The organism is Pseudomonas grimontii, assembly GCF_007858185.1.
Taxonomy (GTDB): domain Bacteria; phylum Pseudomonadota; class Gammaproteobacteria; order Pseudomonadales; family Pseudomonadaceae; genus Aquipseudomonas; species Aquipseudomonas grimontii.
The window spans coordinates 101,536-126,695 of record NZ_VFES01000002.1 but is presented as its reverse complement, the minus strand read 5'-3'; the positions used below and the strand labels follow the sequence as shown (position 1 = coordinate 126,695).

General features: G+C 60.6%; 18 protein-coding genes and 1 tRNA gene. 7 read left to right on the top strand and 12 right to left on the bottom strand.

Annotation, left to right across the window (positions count from 1 at the left end; translation table 11 throughout):
* Positions 1–31: 31 nt before the first annotated feature.
* Positions 32–1,423 (bottom strand): GABA permease, encoded by a 1,392-nt coding sequence (gene gabP, locus FIV39_RS04805; RefSeq protein ID WP_090401045.1) that lies wholly within the window; start codon positions 1,421–1,423, stop codon positions 32–34.
* A 556-nt stretch (positions 1,424–1,979) separates the two neighbouring features.
* Here gabP and FIV39_RS04800 point away from each other — a divergent pair.
* From FIV39_RS04800 to FIV39_RS04780, 5 genes are all read left to right on the top strand, one after another.
* Complete coding sequence (locus FIV39_RS04800; RefSeq protein ID WP_065925764.1) at positions 1,980–2,753, top strand: ABC transporter ATP-binding protein; 774 nt, start codon at positions 1,980–1,982, stop codon at positions 2,751–2,753.
* A 13-nt stretch (positions 2,754–2,766) separates the two neighbouring features.
* Positions 2,767–3,519: an ABC transporter substrate-binding protein gene (locus FIV39_RS04795; protein ID WP_090401046.1), complete on the top strand. Its 753-nt coding sequence runs from the start codon at positions 2,767–2,769 to the stop codon at positions 3,517–3,519.
* A 74-nt stretch (positions 3,520–3,593) separates the two neighbouring features.
* Positions 3,594–4,286, top strand: coding sequence for an ABC transporter permease (locus FIV39_RS04790; protein ID WP_090401047.1), 693 nt, complete (start codon positions 3,594–3,596; stop codon positions 4,284–4,286).
* A complete protein-coding gene (locus FIV39_RS04785; RefSeq protein WP_090401048.1) occupies positions 4,286–4,975 on the top strand; it encodes an ABC transporter permease in 690 nt (229 codons plus the stop codon). Before FIV39_RS04790 ends, FIV39_RS04785 begins: the two co-directional genes overlap by 1 nt.
* On the top strand, positions 4,956–6,143 hold the full coding sequence (locus tag FIV39_RS04780; protein ID WP_090401049.1) for a methyltransferase: 1,188 nt from the start codon (positions 4,956–4,958) through the stop codon (positions 6,141–6,143). The genes FIV39_RS04785 and FIV39_RS04780 overlap by 20 nt, the downstream gene beginning before the upstream one ends.
* Positions 6,144–6,384: 241 nt before the next feature.
* Here the strand turns inward: FIV39_RS04780 and bcsQ (FIV39_RS04775) are convergent, their stop codons facing one another.
* The 11 genes from bcsQ (FIV39_RS04775) to FIV39_RS04725 form a co-directional block, all read right to left on the bottom strand.
* Positions 6,385–7,305: a cellulose biosynthesis protein BcsQ gene (gene bcsQ, locus FIV39_RS04775; protein WP_090401050.1), complete on the bottom strand. Its 921-nt coding sequence runs from the start codon at positions 7,303–7,305 to the stop codon at positions 6,385–6,387.
* 175 nt (positions 7,306–7,480) lie between these two features.
* On the bottom strand, positions 7,481–8,605 hold the full coding sequence (locus tag FIV39_RS04770) for an alginate O-acetyltransferase AlgX-related protein (RefSeq protein WP_090401051.1): 1,125 nt from the start codon (positions 8,603–8,605) through the stop codon (positions 7,481–7,483).
* Positions 8,606–8,617: 12 nt separating this feature from the next.
* Positions 8,618–10,033: an MBOAT family O-acyltransferase gene (locus FIV39_RS04765; protein ID WP_090401052.1), complete on the bottom strand. Its 1,416-nt coding sequence runs from the start codon at positions 10,031–10,033 to the stop codon at positions 8,618–8,620.
* 17 nt (positions 10,034–10,050) lie between these two features.
* Complete coding sequence (locus FIV39_RS04760; RefSeq protein WP_090401053.1) at positions 10,051–10,716, bottom strand: alginate O-acetyltransferase AlgF; 666 nt, start codon at positions 10,714–10,716, stop codon at positions 10,051–10,053.
* Complete coding sequence (locus FIV39_RS04755; RefSeq protein WP_090401054.1) at positions 10,716–11,378, bottom strand: SGNH/GDSL hydrolase family protein; 663 nt, start codon at positions 11,376–11,378, stop codon at positions 10,716–10,718. The genes FIV39_RS04760 and FIV39_RS04755 overlap by 1 nt, the downstream gene beginning before the upstream one ends.
* Positions 11,379–11,394: 16 nt before the next feature.
* Positions 11,395–15,273 (bottom strand): cellulose biosynthesis protein BcsC, encoded by a 3,879-nt coding sequence (locus tag FIV39_RS04750; protein ID WP_090401055.1) that lies wholly within the window; start codon positions 15,271–15,273, stop codon positions 11,395–11,397.
* Positions 15,255–16,451 (bottom strand): cellulose synthase complex periplasmic endoglucanase BcsZ, encoded by a 1,197-nt coding sequence (gene bcsZ / locus FIV39_RS04745; RefSeq protein ID WP_090401056.1) that lies wholly within the window; start codon positions 16,449–16,451, stop codon positions 15,255–15,257. Before bcsZ ends, FIV39_RS04750 begins: the two co-directional genes overlap by 19 nt.
* Complete coding sequence (gene bcsB, locus FIV39_RS04740) at positions 16,448–18,721, bottom strand: cellulose biosynthesis cyclic di-GMP-binding regulatory protein BcsB (protein ID WP_090401057.1); 2,274 nt, start codon at positions 18,719–18,721, stop codon at positions 16,448–16,450. Before bcsB ends, bcsZ begins: the two co-directional genes overlap by 4 nt.
* The gene (gene bcsA / locus FIV39_RS04735; RefSeq protein WP_090401058.1) at positions 18,718–20,937 is read right to left on the bottom strand and encodes a UDP-forming cellulose synthase catalytic subunit; all 2,220 of its coding nucleotides are present in this window, start codon (positions 20,935–20,937) and stop codon (positions 18,718–18,720) included. The genes bcsB and bcsA overlap by 4 nt, the downstream gene beginning before the upstream one ends.
* Complete coding sequence (bcsQ, locus tag FIV39_RS04730; RefSeq protein ID WP_390620687.1) at positions 20,934–21,983, bottom strand: cellulose biosynthesis protein BcsQ; 1,050 nt, start codon at positions 21,981–21,983, stop codon at positions 20,934–20,936. Before bcsQ (FIV39_RS04730) ends, bcsA begins: the two co-directional genes overlap by 4 nt.
* A gap of 580 nt (positions 21,984–22,563) precedes the next feature.
* Complete coding sequence (locus FIV39_RS04725; protein WP_090401059.1) at positions 22,564–22,971, bottom strand: hypothetical protein; 408 nt, start codon at positions 22,969–22,971, stop codon at positions 22,564–22,566.
* A 188-nt stretch (positions 22,972–23,159) separates the two neighbouring features.
* Between FIV39_RS04725 and FIV39_RS04720 the strand changes: the two genes are divergently transcribed.
* Together FIV39_RS04720 and FIV39_RS04715 are read left to right on the top strand one after the other, a co-directional pair.
* Positions 23,160–23,235 (top strand) — tRNA-Thr (locus tag FIV39_RS04720).
* 172 nt (positions 23,236–23,407) lie between these two features.
* Positions 23,408–24,730, top strand: coding sequence for a tyrosine-type recombinase/integrase (locus tag FIV39_RS04715; RefSeq protein ID WP_090401060.1), 1,323 nt, complete (start codon positions 23,408–23,410; stop codon positions 24,728–24,730).
* Positions 24,731–25,160: the final 430 nt, after the last annotated feature.

Below are 25,160 nucleotides of genomic sequence, written 5' to 3'. Positions count from 1 at the left end.
GCGGCGCAATCAAGCACCGCATTCCATCACATCAATTCAGCACCGCAGCGCCTACTCTCTGCGCCTTGCGACGGCTCGACACAAACAACCCCGCCGCCACTACCAGCAAGCTCAAGACCCCAGTCGCAATGATCTCGACCCGGTGCGCTTCCTGGAACAGCATGATGGTCAACGTGCCCACGATGAACACCATCACCGCGTAGGTCAGGCCTGGGAACAGCCACATCTTGAAGACAATTTTCTCGCCCGCTGCCATGCGCTTCTGGCGCATGCGCAGTTGCGACACCGCGATCACCAGGTACACCAGCAGCGCGATGGCGCCGGAGCTGGCCAGCAGGAATTCGAACACCGCTGCAGGTGCCACATAGTTGGCAAATACCGCCAGGAACGCCGCGCCGGTGGACAGCAACACCGCCCAGTAAGGCGTGCCGCTCTTGTTGGTGCGCTTGGCCACGGCCGGTGCATCGCCGCGACGGCCCAGGGAGAACAGCATGCGCGACGCGGTGTACAGCGCCGAGTTCAGGCAGCTGGTCACGGCAACCAAGACCACCAGGTCAACGATCAGCTTGGCGTTCGGGATGCCCATGCGTTCCAGCACGGTCTGGTAGGAACCTACGGCCGCCAGGGTCGGATCATTCCAAGGCACCAGGGACACGACGATGAAGATCGACAACAGGTAGAACAAGCCAATCCGCCAGATCACCGAGTTGGTGGCCTTGGTGATTTGCTGGCCTGGGTTCTTCGATTCGGCCGCTGCAATGGTGACGATCTCGGTGCCCATGAAGGAGAACATGGTGGTCAGGATCGCGGCCAATACCGCGCCCATGCCGTTGGGCATAAAGCCTTGGGTGTCAAAGAGGTGCGACACGCCGCTGACCTGGCTGGTCGGCAGGAAGCCGAAAATCGCCGCCAGGCCGAGGATCACAAAGCCCACGATCGCCACGACTTTGATCAGCGCAAACCAGAACTCGAACTCACCGTAGTTCTTCACACTGAACAGGTTGGTCGCCGTCAGCAGCAAGGTGATGATCAGCGTAAAGGCCCAGATGGCCACATCCGGGAACCAGGCGTGGAGAATGGTCGCGGCGGCGTTGGCTTCCAACGGAATCACCAGCACCCAGAACCACCAGTACAGCCAGCCGATGGTAAAACCGGCCCAGTGACCGATCGCACGGTCGGCGTAGGTGGAGAACGAACCGGTGTCCGGCGACGCCACGGCCATTTCGGCCAGCATGCGCATCACCAATACCACCAGCGTACCCGCTGCGGCATACGCCAGCAGGACCGCAGGGCCGGCGGCAGCAATCGCGTGGCCGGAGCCGACAAACAAACCGGCACCAATAACGCCGGCAATCGACAGCATGGTGACGTGACGCGGTTTGAGCCCCTGTTCGAGGTCATTGGAGCTTTGCGTACTACTCATTGACACACCTTTGCGAGGAATTGCGAAAACGGTCCGCCCGGCCTGGGCTCTTCCTCGTGAAAAGAAACCAACAGGGCGTTCTTTATTTTTTACGCAAGATTTGCGCCAAAATGTTACAAGACCGCGATTGACGCGGCCTGTAGGACGATTCAACAGTCGTCGCAAGTCATTGAGAACAATGGCATTTAGCTATAGCGTTACCGTGCGACTCACTTTCAAGACGAACCAGCGCACCAAAAACACACACAAGAAGTACGCGGCGCGCCATAAAAGGGCCTATAGGTACCGTTTGCCCGTTTAACCCTTCCAACACCCGGCCAAAGCTGGCACCATCGCGCCCTTTTTTACGCGAAGCCTGCGGTATTCATGGGTTCAAACGGTTGTTCGGTTGTTGATGGCGCGACACGCTGCTGTGCCGATGCGACACCCTGCCGCACACCGCCCGTTTACCGCCCGCCGCGCTGTTGGCCGCCATCAAGACGCTATGCTAGCTTGGCGCCTCGCCAGGAAGGCGGCCCAACAGCGAAGATCGCAATGAACACAATGAGGACCCCACATGGCCGAGGCCACGCCCGCGCTTGAAATCCGCAACTTGCATAAACGCTATGGTGAGCTGGAGGTACTCAAAGGTATCTCGCTGACCGCTCGCGACGGCGATGTGATCTCGATCCTGGGTTCCTCCGGTTCCGGCAAGTCCACGTTCCTACGCTGCATCAACCTGCTGGAAAACCCGCATCAGGGCCAGATCCTGGTGGCCGGCGAAGAGCTCAAGCTCAAGGCCGCGAAAAACGGCGAGCTGATGGCCGCCGACGGCAAGCAGATCAACCGCCTGCGCAGCGAAATCGGTTTTGTGTTTCAAAATTTTAACCTGTGGCCACACATGAGCATCCTCGACAACATCATCGAGGCTCCTCGTCGCGTGCTCGGCCAGAGCAAGGCCGAGGCAATCGAAGTGGCCGAAGCCCTGCTGGACAAGGTCGGCATCGCCGACAAGCGCCACGCCTACCCCGCGCAATTGTCCGGCGGCCAGCAACAACGGGCAGCCATCGCACGCACCCTGGCGATGCAGCCCAAAGTCATCCTCTTCGACGAACCCACTTCAGCCCTTGACCCGGAAATGGTCCAGGAAGTACTTAATGTGATCCGCGCGCTGGCCGAAGAAGGCCGCACCATGCTGCTGGTCACCCATGAAATGGGCTTCGCCCGTCAGGTGTCCAGTGAAGTGGTGTTCCTCCACCAGGGCCTGATCGAAGAGCAAGGATCGCCACAGCAGGTGTTTGAAAACCCGCTTTCGGCGCGCTGCAAACAATTCATGTCCAGCAACCGCTAACGGAGCAACATGCATGCAGAACTATAAAAAATTCCTTCTGGCCGCGGCCGTCTCGATGGCGTTCAGCGCCACGGCCATGGCAGAAACCTTGAAAATGGGGATCGAAGCGGCCTACCCGCCGTTCAACAATAAAGACGCCAGCGGTAACGTTGTCGGCTTCGACAAAGACATCGGCGACGCCCTGTGCGCCAAGATGAAAGTCGAGAAGTGCGAAGTGTATGTGTCCGACTGGGACGGCATCATCCCGGCCCTGAATGCCAAGAAGTTCGACTTCCTGGTGTCCTCGCTGTCGATCACCGACGAGCGCAAGCAAGCCGTCGACTTCACCGACCCGTACTACTCCAACAAGCTGCAGTTCATCGCACCTAAAGCCACTGCCGACTTCAAGACCGACGCCGCTTACCTGAAAGGCAAAGTCATCGGTGCACAGCGCGCGACGCTGGCCGGTACCTACCTGGAAGACAAGCTGCCGGAAACCGAAGCCAAGCTCTACGACACCCAGGAAAACGCCTACCTCGACCTGACGTCCGGCCGCCTCGACGGGATCCTCGCCGACAAGTACGTGCAGTACGAATGGCTCAAGAGCAAAGACGGCCTGGCCTACGAGTTCAAGGGCGACCCGGTTGTAGAGAGCGACAAGATCGGTATCGCCGTACGCAAGGGCGACCCACTGCGCGAGCGCCTGAACAAAGCCCTGGCAGAGATCAAGGCAGACGGCACCTACAAGAAAATCAACGACAAGTACTTCCCGTTCAGCATCGAATGATCTGAACGGCCTGACCGGCGCGCTCCTTTGGGCGCGTCGGCTTTCAGCAATGCCTGCCGCGATATGAAAACACCATGAATTTCGATCTCTACGGATTCGGTCCGGCGCTCGCTGCCGGTGCGCTGATGACTGTCAAACTGGCGCTCACGGCGTTATGCCTGGGGCTGGTACTCGGCCTCGCCGGGGCCCTGGCCAAGACTTCCCCGTACAAGCCGCTGCAATGGCTGGGCGGTACTTACTCGACAATCGTTCGCGGTGTGCCGGAACTGCTGTGGGTGCTGCTGATTTACTTCGGCACGATCAACGCCATGCGCTCACTGGGTGAGCTGCTCGACATTCCCGACCTGTCCCTCAGCGCGTTTGCCGCTGGCGTGATCGCGCTGGGCCTGTGCTTCGGCGCCTACGCCACGGAGGTGCTGCGTGGCGCAATCATCTCCATTCCCAAGGGCCACCGCGAAGCGGGTGTGGCGCTGGGCCTGTCGAAGTTTCGTATCTTTACCCGGTTGATCATGCCGCAGATGTGGCGCATCGCCCTGCCAGGGCTGGGCAATCTGTTCCTGATCCTGATGAAAGATACCGCGCTGGTCACGGTCATCGGCCTCGAAGAAATCATGCGCCATGCGCAGATCGCCGTAACCGTCACCAAACAGCCTTTCACCTTCTATATGGTCGCCGCGCTCATCTACCTGGGCCTGACGTCGCTGTCGATGGTGGCTATGCACTTCCTGGAACAACGCGCCGCCCGCGGCTTCGTGAGGACGACGTAATGGAATGGGAAGTCATCATCAAGTGGCTGCCGAAGTTTATCCAGGGCGCCATCCTGACCCTGGAACTGGTGAGCATCGCCGTGATCCTCGGCCTGATCCTGGCCATCCCGCTGGGTATCGCGCGCTCATCCAGGCACCTGTCTGTGCGCGCCCTGCCCTACGCCTACATCTTTTTCTTTCGCGGCACGCCGCTGCTGGTGCAATTGTTCCTGGTCTATTACGGCCTGGCTCAATTCGAAAGCATCCGCTCAAGCTTCATGTGGACGTACCTGCGCGACCCGTTCTGGTGCGCCACCGCCACCATGACGCTGCACACCGCCGCGTATATCGCCGAGATTCTGCGTGGCGCCATCCAGGCCATTCCGCCTGGGGAAATCGAAGCGGCCCGTGCGTTGGGCATGTCCAGGCCGAAGACGCTGTTCTACATCATCCTGCCGCGGGCCGCGCGCATCGGGCTGCCGGCCTACAGCAACGAAGTGATCCTGATGCTCAAGGCCAGCTCGCTGGCGAGCACCGTGACCCTGCTGGAGCTGACCGGCATGGCCAGGACGATCATCGCGCGCAACTACCTGACGGTGGAGATGTTCTTCACCGCCGGCGTGTTCTACTTGTTGATCTCCTACCTCCTGGTACGCGGCTTCAAGCTGCTGGAACGCTGGCTGCGCGTCGATGCCTGCCAGGGACGTTGAAGCACGCTTTGAGGCGCTGGATGCGTTTCTGATCGAGCACCAAGGGCTGTGGCGACCACGGCCCTTTGTTCATCGGCAGTTGCCTTGGGAAACCGAGCATCCGGAACTGGCCCGGTGGCTGCGCCAACGCTCGTTGTCCGACGCAGAAACCAGTCATAACCACCCCCACACACTGCCGGCGCCAGCGCCTTTTCCCACACTGGCCTGCGAAGCCTTGCGCCTCAGCGCTGTGGATAAGTTACCGACGCGCCCCCTGCCCCCCGCTGCGCACCGGCTGAATGTCGACGTACCCGGGCGCAAATGGCAGCAAATCGAAGCCTTCGGCGCCGCGCTGCACTTTGCGCAAACACCCCGGCATTGGCTGGATTGGTGCGCCGGCAAGGGCCACCTCGGCCGCCGCCTGTTGCACGCCGGCCAACAGCTGACTTGCATGGAGTACAACCCGGCCCTGATCGCTTCCGGCCAGGCCTTGAGCGACCACCACGGCCTGCCCGTCACCCATCGCCTGCAAGATGTCATGGCGGACGTCCCCCTCAGCCCCGAACACACCCCCATCGCCCTGCATGCCTGCGGCGACCTGCACGTGCGCCTGCTGCAACTGGCCAGTGCCGCCGGCTGCAAACAACTGGCAGTGGCGCCGTGCTGCTACAACCGCATCACCGCGAACGCCTACCAGCCGCTGTCCGAAGCGGGCCGCGCTTCAACGTTGCAACTGTCGGTCGACGACCTTGGCCTGCCCCTCAGCGAAACCGTCACGGCCGGCAAACGCGTACGTCTGCAGCGGGACACCTCAATGGCGCGCCGCCTGGGTTTCGATCAGTTACAACGCCAGTTACGCAACTGCGACGAGTACCTGCCCACACCCTCCCTGCCCGCCAGTTGGCTGGACAAACCCTTCGCCGACTACTGCCAGGCGTTGGCAAGCCTCAAAGGGTTGTCCACAGGTGAACAGGATTGGGCGGCGCTGGAGGCGCACGGCTGGCAACGTTTGGCCGAGGTCAGGAACCTGGAGTTGGTGCGCGGGCTGTTTCGGCGCCCGCTGGAGCTGTGGCTGGTCCTGGATAGGGCACTGTATCTTGGTGAACGTGGCTACAGGGTCGAAGTGGGCAGCTTCTGCGAAACGGCACTGACACCGCGCAACTTGATGGTGCTTGCCGAGCGCGATTAAGAGGCAAGATTGTCGCACCCCAATCTGTGGATAACTCTGTTGATGGAATCTTCACTGAGCCTGTATCCATCTGCCCTACAGGCAAAAAGCCGCGCTGTTCATTTTTTGTTCACAGAATAAAACGCACGTAAAACAGGCAGTTGCGGCGTGTTGAGAACGACTGCACAAAACGGCAGTTTTGTGACACCCGTACCCCACCGATTGTGCATAAGCATCTGGCGTTAAGCGTATAAACCGCAACTTACAGCTGCTTTTTGCAGGCAATCAGCAGGCGACAAAGTTCTTTGATATCGTCACCGGCCAGGCTCAACGTCTGGCTGTCCAGCGGGTCGGAGCCAAACGCCAGGGCTTCACTGATGCCTATGTCGTGATGCACCTCAAAGGGCTCCTTTGTCCCCAGGCGCTGCCGGAATGCCTCAACCATGTCAAGGCTGAAGGCACTGTCCTCATCCAGTTGGTTAAGCACATAGTGAACGTGCGGCGCTCGGTCGCGCCCAAGGTGCGGTGCCAGCAGCGCATCGAGTTGGTCCAGGGTTACCAGGGATGCAGCGTCGGCCTGGGCGATCACCAACAACACATCCGCCACGTCCAAGGCTTGATGGAAATAGACGTTATTACCGGCGGGGGTATCGAGGATCACCGTGTGGCGGGCGTCCAGGCCCAAGGCGTGCAGCCGCTGCGCCAGCCAGTACGGCTCATGTTTCAGCCAGCGCTGCAGGTCGTCCTGCTGCTGGATATCGGTATCGCCAAAAGTAATGACGCGGCTGCCGACAAAACCGGGCTGCTGGATATGTTTCCAATGCGCATTCTGCAGGCTGGTCAGGCCGATGCCCGGCGAGGTCGAAGCGACACCGAAGTGATGGCGCAAGGCGTTTTGCGGGTCCAGGTCCCCCGCCACCACCGATTCTCCCAGACGCTGCAACCCACTGCTCAACGCGGTGGCCAGGGTGCTGCGCCCCACGCCTCCGTTGACCGACACCAGCGCAACCACACAGGGGCGCCGCTCGGCCTTCGCGGACGGTACAGTGTCATCTTGAGGGGGAAAGGGGGTGCCATCATCCACGGGAATGCGGCCAAAAAAGTGCAGTCGTGAATTCAAGCCACGGGCGTCACGGCTGACATCTTTGCCAAGCAGAGCAAGAAGACCGTCGGTAAAGCTCATAGCGCACCTTCCTCACGGCGAAGCTTAAAGACGTGAAAAGGTCAGCTGATACGACTGCTTACCGCAGGTCTTCTTGTGGTCGCCCTTGTGCAGGCAGTCTGCTTCAAGCTTACAAAAGTGTCATTATTTTGATGATGAGGCTGTCTATTTTTTAGATAAACGGCAAAACGTCAAATTACCGACCAATGATGATCGCATCGTAGGGAGTCTGCAAATCCCGCTCTGGAATTTCCCAAATCAACAACTTGGGCGGGGTTTGCTTGAACGCCGGGCTGTCGAAATACGCCTTGGCCGCGCCTGAGAACTCGCCGCCGTCCTTGCTGAAATTGCCCACGGGAGCGTTCAGGGCTTTCTGCAGAAAGCCGACAAAGTTGGAGTTACGCGAGAACGAAGTGCCGATCAGCGCCACATTGGGCAACCCGGCGTCGCCGAACAGGTCGTCGGTGTTGCTGGTGGCGCCACCCGCTTCGTGGGCGGAGCTAGCGGCGACCGACTCGCCTGGGGGCTGCAACTTCGGCGGTAACCAGTCGAGACCTGCCAGACGCACCAGATCACCGGGGCGCACGGCAAGCGGTGCCTGGGTGATCTCGAAGGTTTGCTCGGGCGTAGCCTTGATCTCACGTTGCTGGATGCGTTTTGCCAGCGCCTGAGCACCGGCGTTGGAGCCGATTTCGCTCCAGTGGGTATCGGTGCGCAGGTACGCCTCGGCCCCGAGAGGTTTTAAGGTATCGGTGAGGTCCAGCGCGGACACTCCAGCGGCCTGCAAAGTGGCCGTCCAGTCCTGAATCCGGGTGTTGAGCACTGCCGGTCGGTACAAGCCACACAGCTGGGCAACCGCAATGCGGCTCTTGTCCGGCACCACCACCACTTGCAGGTCGATACCTTTTTCCCCCAGTTGTCGCTGCAGGTCGATCACGGCGTGAGCCTTGGTCTGTGCGTTAGCTTGGGCGTGACGGTCGATGCGCAGTTCATCGCTGATAAACAGCCAGCCCGGGCAACCCCGCCGCACGCGTGGGCCGGTGTCGCCGAACGCCAGCCAGCTCGCGCCACGCTCCAGGTTGGCAGCCTGGCTCGCCATCGGCGCCTTGGCCAGTTCCTTGGCGAAACGGTGGGTCAACTCACCGTGCAGCAGCATGTCGCTGTCGACCTTGGCGGGCAAGAAGCTGATTGGCCCCTTCAGCATCAGCCAGGCACAGGACAGCAGCCCCGCCGCCAGGAAGGGCACCAGCACCCAGGCCGCCAACGGGCAGGTGCGGACGGCCAAATCGCTCGGAGGAGTCGGCGCTGTAGGAGCGGGCATAGTCGGGCGTCCTTAGAACTGAAAGTACAGAAACGGTACGGCGTCGCGGCTGGCGATCAGCGCGAACGACAACACAAACCCGGTCACCGGCCACAACGAGGCGGCCACCACAAACCAGGGCTGGGTACCGAAACGCTGCTCGCAACGCACCTGCCAGATCGGCGCGATGATGCACACCAGGCCCAGCAACGCCGCCATGCCGTGGGCAGGGCGCATGGCCACGGCCATGGCGTCACCCAAGGCCACGCCATGCATACCGAACTGGCCGGCGTACATGGTCAGTGCCGAATGGAAGTCCGGCGCGCGGAACAAGGTCCAGGCCAGGCACACAAACAGCAACGTCAGGATGTGCGACAGCACCGGCGGAATGCGCGGCAGGCTCGACCGCGACCAGGCGCGATCCACACACAGCGCGATACCATGTGCCGACCCCCACAGCAGGTAGTTCCAGCTGTCACCGCCGTGCCACAACCCGGCGATCGCCATGGTCAGGAACAGGTTGCGATAGGTGCGCCACACGCCGTCGCGGTTACCACCCAGGGCGATATACAAGTAGTCGCGCAACCAACTGGACAACGACAAGTGCCAACGACGCCAGAAGTCCTGGATGCTGCTGGCCAGGTACGGCCGGTTGAAGTTTTCCGGGAAGTGAAAGCCCAACATCAGTCCCAGGCCGATAGCCATGGCGCTGTAGCCGGCGAAGTCGAAGAACAGTTGCAGCGAATAGGCCAGGCAACCGATCCACGCGTCCACCAGACTCGGGTTTTCGAGGTGGAAGGCAATGTCCACCAACGGCGACAAGGTGTCAGCCACCAGCACTTTCATGCCCATGCCGATCATGAAGCGACGCGCGCCCAGGGAGAAATTCGGCCAGTTGAAATAACGCTGGTTCAGTTCGCGGCGGACCCAGTCGTAACGAATAATCGGGCCCGCGATCGAGTGACCGAACATCGAAATGTACGTGGCGTAATTGATGAAGCTGCGCTCCACCGGCACCGTATGACGGTGCACGTCCACCAGGTAGGAAATCGCCTGCAGCACGATAAATGACAAGCCGGCCGGCAAGGCCACGCGCTGCCAATCCAGCGGCATGGCGCCGTACCAGGTGATCACCTCGCTCACGGTGCCGACGACGATGTTGGCGTACTTGTACCAACACAGCACCGCGGTGTTGAACACGATCAACGCAATCAACAGGCGCACCCGGCCTTTGCCGTCCTCACGGGAGCGGTCCACCAGCAGGCCGCCGACCCATGCCACCACGGTCAACACCATGTGCAGGAACAGGAACAGCGGGCTCAACCAGCCATAGAACAACCAGCTGCCGATCAACAGGATGACATTGCGCCAGCTCGGACGAGCCAGGGCATAAATCAACAGGAAGGCCGGCAGGAACAGCGTGAGGAATTCGAGTGAGGCAAAGACCATGGTGGTGTCGGGCCCGATCAGTTAGCGAGCGAATCAGGCGCGAATAACAACCGTGAGCCCGTTTCTGATGGCAGTGCCAATACGCTGTAGCGCTCGCCTGCCTTGAGGCTGAAGGTCAGTGGTTGGCCGACCGGCGCACCGGCGCACTTTAGCTGCACCGACAGCTCCACCGGGTTGATCATACGGCGCTGCACCGAACCTTCAGCCACCTTCTTGAACAGCTCGGCTTTTTGCGCCACGGCTTCCAGGCTGGCGTCGGCGCACGCGGCGTCGGCGTTGATAAACGCCAGGGAGGCTTTCAAGGCGTTGAAGTCGTCCGGTTGCTCATGGATCACCACCTGGCGAAGACCGCCCTTGGCATCGGCCACCGCCACCACCGTCGCGAATTCGCCCGGGGCCACAGTGACCGCCAGGTCGGCGGCCTTGCCGTCCTGGCTCAACACACCCTTAATGGGCGCACTGCCGCCCGACACAGGCAGGTAATCGGAAACCCGCTTGTCACCCGCCAATACCAGGCTGGCCTTGGAACCTTCGGCGACCAGTTTCAATTCGCTGTCAGTGCCATTGGCAAAACGCAAGAACGCCGAGTCCTTTTCCGGTCCGGTGGGGTACAGCGGAATGTCGGCGCTCCAGGCACTGACGCTGGCAAGCAAGGTCGCAAGACCCAGGGTGATGCGTATCATCACTTGGCTCCCTTCACAGCGTCTGCCGGCAATGTCGACAGTGCGCCGCCAATGGCCTTGGCCCACTTCTGGTAGCCATCGATGGTGAAATGCTGACCGTCAGTGGTGACCCATTCGCCTGGTTTGGAGAAGGTCAGCGAATCGATATAGGTGCACGGCGCCACGTTGGTCGCGAGGAATTGCGACATCAGCTTGGTACGCGCGTCATCCTTCTTATACATGCTGCCGACCTTGCCCCACGCCGGGCCGACCCACACGCATTTGGTGCCGGTTTCGCTGACAGCCTTTGTCAGCGAAGTCACACTCTTCCACGCCCAAACTTTCGGGAACTGCGGATCAGGGTAAGAGGCCATGGTGTCGCCGATGATGATCACGACGAGGTCCGGCTTATCTTTGGCGATCAGGTCCTTGACCGGCGCGGTGCTCATCGCGTTTTTGCCGAACACCTGAGGCTTGCCACCGGGCAATTGCTCGGCTCCACAGTCGACTTTCTTCGGCACGATCCAGTCGGCCGCACCGGCACCGCAGGCCCCGATGGTGTGAACCTTGGCGCCTTGCGCGGTGAGGTTGGCTTGCAGCGGGTCCAGCAAATGGTCCGGGAAGCTCAAGTGGCTTTCGCCCAGTACCAGCAGGGTCAGGCCGGCAATTGCAGAAACAGGCATGGATGACTCCTATCAATCAATTCGAATAAGGGGAACGGTAAGGGCTGACCGGCAAGGGCATTGGCCCGCTCAGGTCTTCAAACAGGTAGCGCAGGTACGCGTTGCCAACGTACTGGCGATAGTCCTGGGCGTTGTCGACTGCGACTTCGCCACCCAGGTAAAAGCGTGAAGTAAGACGGTATTCGGCGGCCGCGTTGAGACTGTAGCCGACGCCGGTCTTGCTGTTGCTGTCGTATTTTTTGGTGGCAGCGTTGCCTTGAAGCGTACTGTCCGTAGGAAAGTAGTCGGCGCCATCTTGCGCGATATGTTGCACGCCCACCGAACTTTTCAACTCGTAACTGAAGCGGTCGAAGCTCTGCGCCCAGCGAACCGGTACAGCCAGGGAAAAGAAGCGCTGCGGACTGAAGTAGCCGCCATTGCCATAGGTGTAAAAACCCTGGTTGTCCTTGAAGCCCATCGCCATGCCGCTGACACCCAGCGTCAAGGTGTCGGTTGGCGTGTTGCGCAGGTACCAATAGACGCCGCTGCCCAGTTCCATACGCGTGTTGTCTTCAACATTATTGCCGAGCAACTGGTGCAGCGAAGCATAGCCGTAGGCCCCCACTTCCTGGTTGTCATAGCTCAGCTCGGCACGCCCGCCGTTGGCGGTGACGCCGCCCCATTTTTTGCGCTCTCCATCGGCGGTCGTGGTTTGCGAACCGGCAAACGAGGTCACACTGTCGGTGACCGGGCGCCGCGAAACATTCACCCCATAGCGCAGGTTGCCGCCCTCGGTGAACGGTCGATTCACACTCACGCCACCAACCACGGTGCTATAGGTGAAGCCCAGCGGGCTGACGCCGACGTCGGCCTTGACGCCTTGCGCCGGGTCTTCCACGGCGACGGCCAGGCCGACACCGTTCTCTCTCTGGGAACCATCCGTACCGGCGCCCGCACCAAAGCGCGCTGCCGAGATGGCCTTGACCGTCCCGGAGCTCAAACTGACCGGCGTAGCACGCAACGCGACGTTGTAGTCACCCACCGGCATGCGTGCCTCGAACGGCGTCTCCACGTCGGTGATTCGGCTCAAGCCACTTTCACCATTGTTGCTGCGCACGCTCAAACCTTGCACCAGATAGCCGCTACGATCACGCAGCAGACCATCGAGAGCAAGGCGTGCCGGACTCAAGGTCGGGTTATCCAGCGCAGCAATACGGGTAGGCGGTACAAACGGGTCGCTCAGCCTGCTCGAGGGTGCGAAGCCGGCAGTGACCAGGGTATTCCCGGGCGCAGATACCGGCGCTGGCATCACATTGGCCGGCGCATCGATCGGCGGCGGAACCGCGCCGCGGTCAACGGCCAAATCAGTAATCTGTCGACGCTGGCCAGGCAACCCGACAAACGGGTTGTACGCCACGCCCTGCGCATCCGCCAAGGCCGAGCGCGCCTGTGCGCGCTGAGTGTTTTCGAGGGTCAGGGCGCGACGCAGCAATTCGGCCGCTTCGGCATTGCGGCCCAGGCCTTGGTAGATCTGGCCGGCGGCCGTCAACGTCTCGGCACTGGTCGGGTCCAGCCGCAACGCCTTGTCGGTAGCCGACTCAGCCAGGCTGCGATTACCGCCTTTCAAGGCGATCCCCGCAAGGCCCAGTTGCAGGCGCGCGTTATCAGGGTTCTGCTGCACAAGCGGTTCGTAAAGCGCCATGGCTTTCTTGCCGTCGCCACCGTCAGCATACATGCGCGCCAGCACCGCAATGGCCGACGTGTCATGGGGCCGTTGGACCAATGCCGGTGAGAGCATGTCGTAGGCTGCCACCAGGTCGTTCTTCTCGCGCAGCGCATCGGCTTGCTTAACCCGATATTGAAAGATCAGGTCTTCGTAGCGCTGGCGCCCGGCGTCACTCAGCGGCTGGCCCTGCATGTCGCGCAGGATGTCACCAGCCTCGGTGTAGTGGTTAGCCTTGAGCAGCACACCGGCGTAGAGCAGCTTCTGGTCGGCAGTCGGGTTGGGGGTGTTGTCGAGCACGCCTTGCATGATCTGCAGGCCCTCTTCCGGTGCGCCGACGTCCACATAGGCAGACGCCAATACCGCCAGCCGCTCCGGCTTTTTACCGGCCAGGGCCGCGCTGCGCCCCAGCAATGCCAGGGCTTCCGGGCGCTGGCCACGGCGAGCGCTTTCAATGGCGATGTCGGTCTGTTTGTGCAGGGCGATGTCGCTCGCCAGCTCATTCATATCCGCCGTGCGCTGGCCGGCCGGAATGCGCGACAGCGTCGCGTCCGCGGCTTTCCATTCGTTCAGCTCGACTGACAGCAACGAACTGGTGTACAGCGCGTCCGGCTGGTTGGGTTGGCTCTTGAGCAGGCCATCGAGCAAGGCGCGGGCGTTGCGGATTTGCCCATCGCGCAGGTAAACACGCGCCAGGGCAAAACGGGTCCAGGGGTTTTCCGGGTCGGCGTCGAGCGCCTGCTGGTAGGCAGCCTGCGCGGCTTTCAAGTCGCCACGCTGGTCGGCCACCTTGCCCATCTGGGTGGCACGCAAAGCCTTGATTTTCACGTTGGAGGACAGCTTTGTGCGATCTGCGGCAGACACCGAATCGATCAGCTTCAAGGCTTCTTCCGGGCGGCCGGATTGCGACAGCACACCGATCAGGCCATTCAACGCATCCGCATCGCCAGGGTTACGCGCCAGCACTTTGCGGTAGCTGGCTTCGGAGGCGTCGAATTGATTGTCCTGGGCCTGGAAACCGGCGAGGGCTACCGTAGCATCCGCACGGCCCGGGTTCAGGCGCTCAGCCTGCGCCGCCAGGTCACGGGCCTGGCTGCTGCGGCCGGCATTCTGCGCATCCCGGGCCTGGTTCAGCAAGCTCCAGTAACGCACGTCATTCAGGGCTTTTTGCCAGGCGGCACCGCCTGGCAAGCGGGTGGCCTGGACCAGGTAGTTTTCCGCCTCGCTGAAGCGCTGCTGCTGTTGGCGGACTACACCCATGCCGCCGAGGGCATCGACATCGTTGGCTTTTTCCGCCAGGCGTGCCGCCAGCAACGGCTCGGCGGTCTTCAGGTCGCCGTCGTCGAGGGCCTTGAAGGCCTTGACCAGCTTCGGGTCACGCTGCCAGCCACCGTCCCCCTTGCCTTGGGCAATGCCCTTATTCATCAGCGCACGGATTTCGCTGTCATCCGGGTGCTTGATCAGGAACTCCTGGAATAACGGCACCTGATCACGGTTCGGTGCCCCCAGCCAGATCAGCGCGAAGCGCCAGCCTTCGTCTGCGGCGCCGCCGACTTCGTTGTTGGTCGCCAGACGTGCCATGGAACGTATACCTTCGACACGGGTGCTCGGGTTACGCGCCAGATGCCTGGCCAGGAAAAGCGCGGCAATGGCGTCATCCGGCCGCTCACGGGTTACGCGTTGCAGACCGGCGATACCTTCTACGGTGCCTTTGGGGGTGAAGGCCAGGGCGTTGTAATACTCACGGGCGATCAAGCCTTGAGGCGGGCGCCCCTGGAAAATCTGGCGATACAGCGCCACGGCCTTTTCGCGCTCTTCGACTGGCTCACCCAACTCACGAGCCTGCTCCAGCAATTTGGCATTGGTGGGCGTGTTGACCGCGATATCCTGCTCCAGCAACAACGCCTGGCGCGGCAGCGGCGAAAGTGCGCGCAGACGGGCCAGGTATTTTTGTGCCTCTTCCGGGTGCTGCTCTTGCACCTGGATCAGACCCATGCCGTACAGCGCGTCCGGCTGCTCGGGGCTCAGGCCCAGCAGTTTTTGCCAGGATTCCGTGGCCCGCTCCGGGTTTTTCTTCGACTGCCAGTAGTAACCCTGCTCGATCAGCAAAGCTTGAGGGTCGGTCGTTGCGGCCAGGCTGACGTGGGACGCCAGGGTGGCCAGTATCGCGAGGGCTAGCGTGTGACGGCGCATGCGCCCTCCCAGAATAATTTGACCGTACCGTCCTGTTCGAAGCGGTACTTTTGATCGGTAAAGCCTTGGCTGAACAGGCTGAGCATGTAGTCGTAATACACCGGCTGATCGCCGTCGGCCGCTGATGCGACCATAGCCTTGCCCAGCACATCATCCAGCTTGTTTTTTTGCAGTTGAGCCAGGGCGGGTTCGCCGCGTGCATTGAAGAACACCAAGGCAGACGCCGAGAACCCCAGCGGCGAATAGCCGTTGTTCTTTTCGGCCTCACCGGTGAGCACGTGAATCTTCTCCGGTGGCAAACCATTGGGAGACGCCGCCGTAGCACGTGAAAAACCACCCAACGCCTTGAGCATCGGCGCCGCCAGCGGGTCGCCTTTGGCGGTCATTCCAGCCCACAGGTAAGTACGGATGGCGTCGTAGCTGCCCAGGTCATCGGAATACGGATCGACCACAAACACCCCGGTGTTCGCACCCGTGGCGCGGTAACCCACCCAGTTGGCGGCGATGCCATGGGGGTTGCTCTTGGGGTCGGCGAGCATTTTAGCGTTACTCTCGGCCACCTCATTCCAGCCGCCCTTGGGACGTTCTTTGTGGAAGCGTCGCAGTTGCGCCAGTACTTGGTAGCTGGGGTTGAAACGCCACAACCCGTCTGGGTAGCTGTAGCCCACCGGCCCGGGCAACAGCATCTTGCCCAGGCCCGGTACGCGTACGATCAAGGTCTTTTCGACATTGGCCAATACCAACTGCGCATCGGCGCGGTACTGCGGCACATTCCATACACGTGCCGCTTCCAGCAGCGCGTAGGCGACCCACAGGTCGGCATCGCTGGCGGAGTTGGCGTCGATCAGGCCCCATTCGCCGCTCTGGGTCTTGCCCCACAACCAGCCTGGCAGGGTGCGGCTGATGTCGTTGCCGGCCATGTTGGTCTTGGTCCAGGTCCAGAGCTTGTCAAACCGCGCGCGGTCATTGCCCACCAGGGCGAAAAACATCGCGTAGGACTGTCCTTCAGAATTGCTTTCGCTGGGGTTCAGGGACGAGTTCAGCACCCGCCCGTCATCCTGCACAAAGCGCTTCGCGTAGTTCTGCCACAGTGGCCACTGCGCGTCGCACGTCTGCGCCTGGGCTGCGCCAGCGAAGAGCGCGATGCCCAGCGCAACCCAACCGACCGGACGCATCATGCCAGCCGCCGTTTTGCACGTGCCCGCAGGGACAGGTAGATCAGGCAAGTGACAATTGCCAGGCCAAGGAAGGTCAATAACAACATCCAACCCACGTTCTGCGACAACTGCCATTGCACCTGCTTGAACAGGCCCAGCTTGCCGACGTAGTACTGCTGGTCAGCCACCAGCGAGCTGACTTGCGTGCCCTGTACCACTGCGAGGCTGCCCTGGATGGTGTCTTTGAACTGGTCACCGCCGATCAGCACGGCCGTCGCGGCCTGCAGGCCTTCGGGTTTGACGCTGGAGATCAACACCACACTGCGCCCAGTCTTGAGTGGAGACTCGAAACCGGCAAACCAGGTGCTGCTGGCCAAGGTATTGAAGCTGAGCGCGGCGTTGGCTGCGTGCTTATTGGCTTCGGCGTCAGGACTCACCCAGTTGCTCACGTAGCGCGGCAGGTCAGACAATTTGAAGTGCTGTCGCGGTCCGTCAACGTTGGCCGGCAGATACTGCTGCCACTGCTTGAATAACGGCTGGTCAGCACCAGTGGCGATCACCAGCAGGTCCTTGTCGGCAACGCTTTGCACGTCCTTGGCCTGTACCACTTTGACCGCGGTAGCCGGGTAGCCGGTGGACTCGCCGAAGCGGCCAAGGATGGTGAGGTAGGCACTCAGCTCATCGGTACCGAAGGTGTCCGGCAACACCACGGCCGATTCGGAAAGGTCCGCCAGGCGGGTGAACGGGAAGCCAGCATCGTTGAACACACCCAAGTTAGGCATGGCGATAAAGTGCTGGTAGCCGGTGATGTCCAGGCTCGAATCCGGGTCGATGGTGCCGCGCATGTTGTCGACAATAATGTCGCGGCATTCACCTTCCTTGATGTAGTCGTACATGAAGCGCAACTGCAGCTTGGACATCGGCGACGCCGAGCTGATCGGCAGCAGCACAGTGGCTTCGCGCGGCAGGGTGTTGTCTTTCTGCATCATGCTCAGCAGGGTCTTGCCGTCCGCCAGGCTGGTGATCGACGGCAGCGGCATGGACTTCATGAACTGGTCATCCATGCCCACGAGCAGCGACGAATTAGTCGACACCTGCTGCGGTGTGTAGCGGTATTTGAGATGCAGCGGCACGCCCTCTTCACGCCAATTGAACAGGTCGGGCGGCAGGCGGAAGTCGACACTGATCGCACCTGGGTTGTAGCCCGAGACGCTGAGTTTTTTCAGCTCGACCAGTTCACCCAGGCGCACTGGACGATCACTGGGCACCCAGTTCGGCGCGTCATAGGGACGACGCGGCGCCAGGCTTTCGAACTTGTCGATCACCACGCTGCTGCCGGCCAGCACCGGGTTACCCAGTGCCACGGCGGTGGCGGCGCGCTTGAGTTCGGCGCCATCACGGCCCGACACGATCAACAGCTTGCCCTGCGGGTCGTTGGGGTTGGTGATGAGGTTCAGGGTCGGCCCGGTGGCTTGTGCCACTTTGACGCCGTTGACGTCAACCGCGCTTGGGCTCAGCACCAGCACAATGGCGTTGCCCTTGGCCGGTATCGTGCCGTAGGTGGTGGGGAACGTCGCGCCACGGTAACTGGCCAGCGCGCCGAACCACGACGACAAGGTAGCCGCCGCTTCCAGCGTGGCATTGTCCGGTGCGGTGGCAAACACGAACGGCAGGCGGACCTGGCGAGCATCGCGCTTATCGAAGAACGGCAGCGGCAACACCGACAGGTCGTCCTTCAACGGGATCTGCGTCACCTGCAGTTTCAGCTCGCTGCTGTTACTGATTTTTGCCCACAAGCTACTGTGCAACGGATCTTCGCAGGACATGGTGTAGTGACCGATGAACTGCACCCGCAAGCGGTTGAATTCGGTGATCAGGTGCGGCGGGATCTGCACCAGTGTCTGTTGTGCAGTGCCCGCGCCTGCTTTGGTCAGCGGGATGCTGGCGGCCACTTCATCATTGACCAGCACGTTGATCTGCGACAGGTCCGCCAGTAAGGCCGGCGAGTAGCTGTAGTTGAGCAGCACTTGCGCGCCGGTCACCACCTGGTCGGTGCGGATATCGAAGTTGACGCTGTCGGACGACTCCACACCTTGCAGGTTCATGGTGTCGCGACGACCCAACTGCTTGAGGGTCAGGTTGTAGCCATCGTCGGCGCCCTGCACGGCCACCGCAGTGGCAGGCGATTTTTCGGCCGCCTGCAGCAGCGGGCTCAGGCCCAGCAGCGATGCAGTCATCAAAGCGAGTGCCGCACGTACGTGGGCACGCGCAAAAATTGGTGTGGAAGTCATGGCTTGTCCATCAACGTGTCGAGCGGTTGTGAGGGAGTGCGGCGCAAGGCCATTCGCAGTTCATACAGAGTGGCGCGGCACAGAGTGAACAGGCCACCAATGCCAATGGCACCGACTTCACGCAGGGCTGCCAGCGGTGTGTCGGGCTGGCCGGCCCCCCAACTGGCTGCCCAGGTGTCGGCACGGGAAAACGTCAGGCGGACCAGCTCGCTTTGTTCTCGCAGCGACAGGGATTCGAATTGCGCTCCGATCTGCGAACCTTTACTGAACGCGACCCGCGCCTGGAACAGGCTGTCCTGGCCGTTTCGCGACAGCACCAGTTGTACCCGTTCGCCCTGGCAAATGGAGTGGCCCTCATCAAGGATCAGGCCAAAGCCATTCTGGGAGAAGTCCTGGGTGACGCCGGCGAGTACACGACCGTCGGCGCAGATTACGCTGACCGGCAATTTCGCACTCACCCTCGGCTCGGAACGCACTTGCCGCGTCTCGGACGCCACGGCCACGGCGGCACTGGTAATGATCAAGTTATAGAGGGTCCAGGTCAGGTTGATCGCCACCGTCACGGCCGTGGACGCATCGCCCCAGACCAACTGATGGATACCAAAGCCCAGGCCGACCAAGTTCACTGCCAACAACACCAGGTAAGGGCGCGCCAACTTCCAGTCGAAGAACTCCTTGTCGATGATGCCGCCCTTGTCGGTGACGTTGAAGCCACCGGCCTTGGGGTTGACCAGCGCCACCAGCACCGGCGGCAGGATGTACCAGGCCAGTACGGTCTCGTACACCTCGTTCCAGAACGAGTGCCGGAAGCGGCCCTGGATGCGTGAGTTGGTCAGGCTTGAATGCACCAGGTGCGGCAGTACATAAGCGACGATCATCAGCGCCGAGGCATGGAAAATCTCCGCGCCAAAGACCAAATAGGCCAGCGGCGCGGTGAGGAACACCAAACGCGGCAAACCATAAAAGAAGTGCAACATAGCGTTGGCGTAGCAGATGCGCTGGCCCCACTTAAGCCCCTTGCCAAGCAGCGGGTTGTCGGTGCGGAAGATCTGCGCCATGCCCCGCGCCCAGCGAATCCGCTGGTTGATGTGGCGTGACAGGCTTTCCGTGGCCAGGCCCGCGGCTTGCGGGATCGCCAGGTACGCCGTGTTGTAGCCCAGGCGGTTGAGCTTGAGCGCGGTGTGGGCGTCTTCGGTCACGGTCTCGACAGCCACCCCGCCGATTGCCAGCAGCGGCTCACGGCGAATCACCGCACACGAGCCGCAAAAGAAGGTGGCGTTCCACAGGTCGTTGCCGTCCTGCACCAGGCCGTAGAACAGCTCGCCCTCGTTGGGCACGGCGCGGAAGGTGTCGAGGTTCTTTTCGAACGGGTCCGGGGAGAAGAAGAAGTGCGGCGTTTGCAGCATCGCCAGCTTAGGATCCTTGAGGAACCAGCCCAGGCTGACTTGCAGGAAGGAGCGCGTCGGCACGTGGTCGGCGTCGAACAGCGCGATGTATTCGCCGTCGGTGACCTTCAACGCTTCGTTGAGGTTACCGGCCTTGGCGTGGAAGTTGTTGTCGCGGCGGATGTAGTTCACGCCGATCTTGCGGCAAAAGTCGCGAAAGTCATCACGGCGGCCGTCATCGAGCACGTGGACGCGCAGCTTGTCCTTGGGCCAGTCCATCGCCTGGGCGGCGAAGATGGTCAGTTTTACGATACTCAGCGCTTCGTTATAGGTGGGGATGAACACATCGACGGTCGGCCATTCTTCCGGCTCGGCCTTGAGCCATACGGGCGTGCGGCGCAGCGGCCAGGCGGTCTGCACGTAGCCGAAGATCAGCACGATCAGAGCGTAGAACTCGGCGGCGACCAGGCCGTAGCCGAAGAACATGTCGAGCCAGGTTTCAAAGCCCAGGGTGGAGGTGAGTCGCCAGAACATGTAGCGCAGCGAGGCCACCAGCGACAACACCACCAGCGCGAGGATTGCCAGGCGCCCCGGGATCTTGCGCAGCACCAGCACCGCCATGAAGCACACAGCGGCAAACAGGCATTGGCTGTAGAGGTCCAGCGGCGCGCTGATAACGCCCAAAAGCAGCAAGACACCGAGTACGCAACTGGCAAATACCAGTACCGTACGCAGCGCCGCCGGCCAGCGATTGAAGCGCGCGATGGCGCCATTTAGGCGCTGTTCGACGCGCCCTTCGACGAAGGGCGTGGAAGACGTATTGTCGGTCATGGAAGGTCCGAGTCGATGCGTTCGAGCAAGGTACGGCACAGGGCGTGGACGTCCTGGCAGCCGATACTGTTGACGGTAGGGTCGAGGGGGTCACGCCCGCAGGCCTGGGCTTCGCTGAACGCCAGGTCGCGGTGGACGGTGCCCAACAGGGCAGTACCGAGGCGCGTCTTGAACACCTCGGCCATGTCCAGGCTGAACCGGTGGGCGGCGTCCAGCTGGTTGATCACATAGAAGCGTTGTAGCGGTTTGACGCGTTCAAGGTACGGCGCAAGCACGCTGTTCATCTGGTCCAGGGTGCTGAACGACGCCACATCCGACTGCACCACCACCAGCACCGCGTCGGCGACCGACATGGCCTGGCTGAGGTACACGGTATTGCCGGCAGGGACGTCAATGACGACAGTGTCCTGGCCGTTCAGTTTAAGACCGGCCCAACGCTTGCCCAGCCACTCGGCATCCTGGCCCAGCCAACGATTCAGGCTTTGCTGCTGCGCGTGGTCAGTGCCACCGAATGCCACCAGGCGGCAACCTGCGAAACCGCGTTCGGGCAAGGCTTCCCAGCTTTCATTACGCAGGCTGGTGGCGCCGACGCCGGGGATGTCGAGGCCCAGGCACAGGTGATGGCGCAGAGCGTTTTGCGGGTCCAGGTCAAGGGCAAGCGCCGGGTGACCCTGGCGTTGCAAGCCACTGGCAATCGCAGCAGCCAAGGTGCTGCGGCCGACGCCGCCTTTGACCGAGACCACCACCACCACTTTCGGCGTGGACGGCTCCGAATGCACCTTGCTTTGCAGGCCCTGCACCACTTCAGGTGGTTGAAGATGGTCGGCTTCCCCATGGTTCAGCTCTTCGAGCAAACGCAACAACGGCGCCGATGGGGCTTCATCTAAGAGAGCTGCCAATGCAGGCAGGGGAGCAACAACCTCCGGGCTTTCCAGGACCTCTACTTCGTCCTCGATGAACTCATGGATAAAGTCGATTTCGCGGTAGCCATTCGGGTTGGCACCCAGCTTGTTGAATAGTTTTGAAATGTCATCTGCTCGACTCACTCACTGCCCCTCCCCACTTGGTTTGCGCTTTAAAGGCGATAAAAAGGTCAGCAATGAGCTGACCTTGTATTTTTATAGTTATGTGTTGGCGGAGGCATTCTGTGATATCAAATTGATGGTGTCAGTATTTTGATGATTTTAGCGCGATATTATCCGACGAACGGCAATGCGCCATTTTTATGACTATTTTGCGGGGAAAAATGCATTCGCTGTAAGAACATGAAGTTGCATGGATTTATTAGGGGTTTTGTTGGCCGACTGGTCAAAATCGGCACAAATTTGACACGCCCATAAACAAATAATCGATTGCCCAACACTGTCTCGAAAATTTTCCTACACGACTTTGCGATTAAACCCACCGTTCCTATCGCGCGACAGAATACGCAAACCGCTGCGGGATTCAAGGCAAAACCCGCCCGACGGTCGCACGTAAAGGCACGGCCGGCGTATGTCTGCACAGCGTCTATAGATAGAGGAGAGAACCGCACCACCCGGTAGCTCCTCGACCTTCAATGAGCCCACTCATTGACCCCCGAGGACAGCCACCCTGAACGGGAACGCCTGATCATCGTCAGGCTTGTTAACGAACCCGCCGCTCGGTGAATTCGTAGTCACCCTGGCAATCGCTGGTAGGGTCCGCCGCCACACTCACGTAATGCACCGTGTCCGGGTCCACCAGCTGATAGGTGTACACATCCGGCGAACGCACCCCGTCTGTGCGCAATTCATTCCTGCCATTGGCCGCCGACCACGACCCCTGCTCGGTCTGAATCACCTGCGTCTGCTGCGCATCGCGGAAAAAGGTAAGGGTGAAACGGCCATCGGGCTTGAGGTTGTTGGTCCACGACAGGAACTGACATTTGCCGGTTTCCGTACGCAGGCCTTTCCAGATGCCGACCAGCACGGGGTCATTGCCGGGCTTGGTAGTGGAACACGCGCTGAGAACGGCGGTGAGGAGGATGAGGTAAAGGGAGAGAATCCGTTTCACGCGAGGCTTCCTTAGGTAGAGATGAATTCAAGATCGCGCCGGCTAGACCGCTCGGCGACGAGGGATGAATCCTACCCTTGCTTGCCGAAAAAAGGGGCGTTCGTGAAAAAAGCTCGGTCTCTGTAAAAATAGTCAGAATTCAGGGGTTTACATAACGTTGCCAATCGCTATAATCGTCGCCCTAACACGCCGGTATAGCTCAGTTGGTAGAGCAACTGACTTGTAATCAGTAGGTCCCGGGTTCGACTCCTGGTGCCGGCACCATACAAGGTTCCATAGAAGGCTTTCAAAATCTCTGGAACCCCCGAAAAACCCGCCTTCTGGCGGGTTTTTTCGTTTTGGCGTTCCATCGGTTTCCGTCAGAAACTGGTGGATTCCAACCGTTTTAAGGGTAGAGTTTGGGATACAGGTCACTTCGATAAAAGGGAGTACCCTTATGTCGCGCACCACAGCTCCGCTCTCCGACGCAGCTTGCCGCTTGGCAAAACCTACAGACCGCGCCTACAAGCTTTTCGACGGCGATGGCCTCTATCTCCTAGTCCAACCCAATGGCCGCAAAGGCTGGCGGCTCCGTTACGTCAAACCTGACGGACGGGAAGGACTAACCTCGTTCGGCAACTATCCCGTCATTGGCCTCGCCGACGCGCGTCGCAAGCGCTTGGAAGTTAAGCGAATGCTGGCGGATGGCGTTGATCCTATAGAGACCAAGCACCAAGCCAAGGCGGAAGCTGTGATCAAAGGCAGAACCTTTGAAAGCGTTGCGCTGGACTGGCACACGGAAATGTCGGCCAAGTGGGCACTAGGCCACTCCAAGACTGTGATGAGCCGCCTCAAAACCCACGTATTCCCGCTGATCGGCACCCGCGCCATTGTCGACCTCGACACCCATGACCTCATGCAGCCCTTGGAAGCGATCAAGAAGCGCGGAACGATAGACGTTGCTTTAAGGGTACAAAACTACCTGCTGAGCATCATGCGCGAGGCAAAACGCCTCCGGCTTATCACCGCAAACCCTGCTTACGACCTCGAAGGCTTGATCAAGGCCCCGCGGGTGATCCATCGCCCCGCTCTACCCTTATCGCGACTGCCGGAACTACAGGAGCGGATCGACACCTATAAAGGCCGGGCACTTACCCGTCTGACGGTGATGCTGTCACTGCATGTGTTTGTACGATCCAGCGAACTGCGTTTCGCACGCTGGAGCGAGTTCGACCTCAAGCGCGGCACCTGGGAGATACCGGACACTCGACCTGCGTTGGAGGGAGTACCCTTTTCCACAAGGGGTACGAAGATGGCAGGGGATATCCATTTAGTACCCTTATCGCCGCAAGCAGTGGCGCTACTCGAAAAAATCCATGCACTCACAGGTAAATTCGCATTGGTCTTCGCAGGTGATGCCAAACCCTGGAAGCCCATGTCCGAAAATACTGTGAACAATGCGCTTCGGACGATGGGATACGACACCAAAACCGATATCTGCGGGCATGGGTTTCGTTCGATGGCCTGCAGCGCACTGATCGAGTCAGGATTGTGGTCGGAGACCGCCATTGAACGGCAGATGAACCACAAGGAGCGCAACAACGTCCGCGCCGCTTACATCCACAAGGCCGAGTTCATCGAGGAGCGCAGGCTGATCATGAACTGGTGGAGCCGGTACCTGGAGGCCAACCGGCAGGAGCATGTCACTCCACACGAATTCGCGAACCAGACCGGAGCGAACGTCACTCGCCTAAAAGCAAAACGTGGCGCAACTGAGTAAGCACTCGGTCTTCATATTTGAGTGATCCGCTTGTTCACGCGGGTCCATCCAAGCAGGGCTGCAAAGCCGCCCTGCTTGGATGGACCTCACTTAAAAAATCTAAAGCCCGGCAACTGTCTGTGGAAAACCACCGATTTCCACCGGTGGATAATTTCATCCACAGCCGCAGAGTTCCCGAAAATTCGAGCCTTGACCCGAATTATCCACAAGCGTAGAAAAGATCGGGCAAAGCGCTGTCGTTGACAGCAACCCAGGTAGCCAGAACCTTTAAGGCTACGCCACACAGTGGCGGTTCTCCCAAAGTGCGATTAGCGTCCGGCGGCTCGAACGGTCACAGCGATGTGATGGATGCCTACTTTTAACAGTGTGCCCATTGCGGCAACTCATCCCCTTTCATAGCTGCCCTGCAGCAACCTATCCGCTTGGCCAT

Excerpts from the sequence above, each read along its gene's own strand:
- bcsB (WP_090401057.1), bottom strand. The coding sequence starts at position 18,721 with ATGACTTCCACACCAATTTTTGCGCGTGCCCACGTACGTGCGGCACTC.
- bcsZ (WP_090401056.1), bottom strand. The coding sequence starts at position 16,451 with ATGATGCGTCCGGTCGGTTGGGTTGCGCTGGGCATCGCGCTCTTCGCT.
- bcsA (WP_090401058.1), bottom strand. The coding sequence starts at position 20,937 with ATGACCGACAATACGTCTTCCACGCCCTTCGTCGAAGGGCGCGTCGAA.
- FIV39_RS04750 (WP_090401055.1), bottom strand. The coding sequence starts at position 15,273 with ATGCGCCGTCACACGCTAGCCCTCGCGATACTGGCCACCCTGGCGTCC.
- FIV39_RS04800 (WP_065925764.1), top strand. The coding sequence starts at position 1,980 with ATGGCCGAGGCCACGCCCGCGCTTGAAATCCGCAACTTGCATAAACGC.
- FIV39_RS04785 (WP_090401048.1), top strand. The coding sequence starts at position 4,286 with ATGGAATGGGAAGTCATCATCAAGTGGCTGCCGAAGTTTATCCAGGGC.
- gabP (WP_090401045.1), bottom strand. The coding sequence starts at position 1,423 with ATGAGTAGTACGCAAAGCTCCAATGACCTCGAACAGGGGCTCAAACCG.
- FIV39_RS04780 (WP_090401049.1), top strand. The coding sequence starts at position 4,956 with ATGCCTGCCAGGGACGTTGAAGCACGCTTTGAGGCGCTGGATGCGTTT.
- FIV39_RS04770 (WP_090401051.1), bottom strand. The coding sequence starts at position 8,605 with ATGCCCGCTCCTACAGCGCCGACTCCTCCGAGCGATTTGGCCGTCCGC.
- FIV39_RS04795 (WP_090401046.1), top strand. The coding sequence starts at position 2,767 with ATGCAGAACTATAAAAAATTCCTTCTGGCCGCGGCCGTCTCGATGGCG.
- FIV39_RS04790 (WP_090401047.1), top strand. The coding sequence starts at position 3,594 with ATGAATTTCGATCTCTACGGATTCGGTCCGGCGCTCGCTGCCGGTGCG.
- bcsQ (WP_090401050.1), bottom strand. The coding sequence starts at position 7,305 with ATGAGCTTTACCGACGGTCTTCTTGCTCTGCTTGGCAAAGATGTCAGC.
- FIV39_RS04755 (WP_090401054.1), bottom strand. The coding sequence starts at position 11,378 with ATGCCTGTTTCTGCAATTGCCGGCCTGACCCTGCTGGTACTGGGCGAA.
- FIV39_RS04765 (WP_090401052.1), bottom strand. The coding sequence starts at position 10,033 with ATGGTCTTTGCCTCACTCGAATTCCTCACGCTGTTCCTGCCGGCCTTC.
- FIV39_RS04715 (WP_090401060.1), top strand. The coding sequence starts at position 23,408 with ATGTCGCGCACCACAGCTCCGCTCTCCGACGCAGCTTGCCGCTTGGCA.
- FIV39_RS04760 (WP_090401053.1), bottom strand. The coding sequence starts at position 10,716 with ATGATACGCATCACCCTGGGTCTTGCGACCTTGCTTGCCAGCGTCAGT.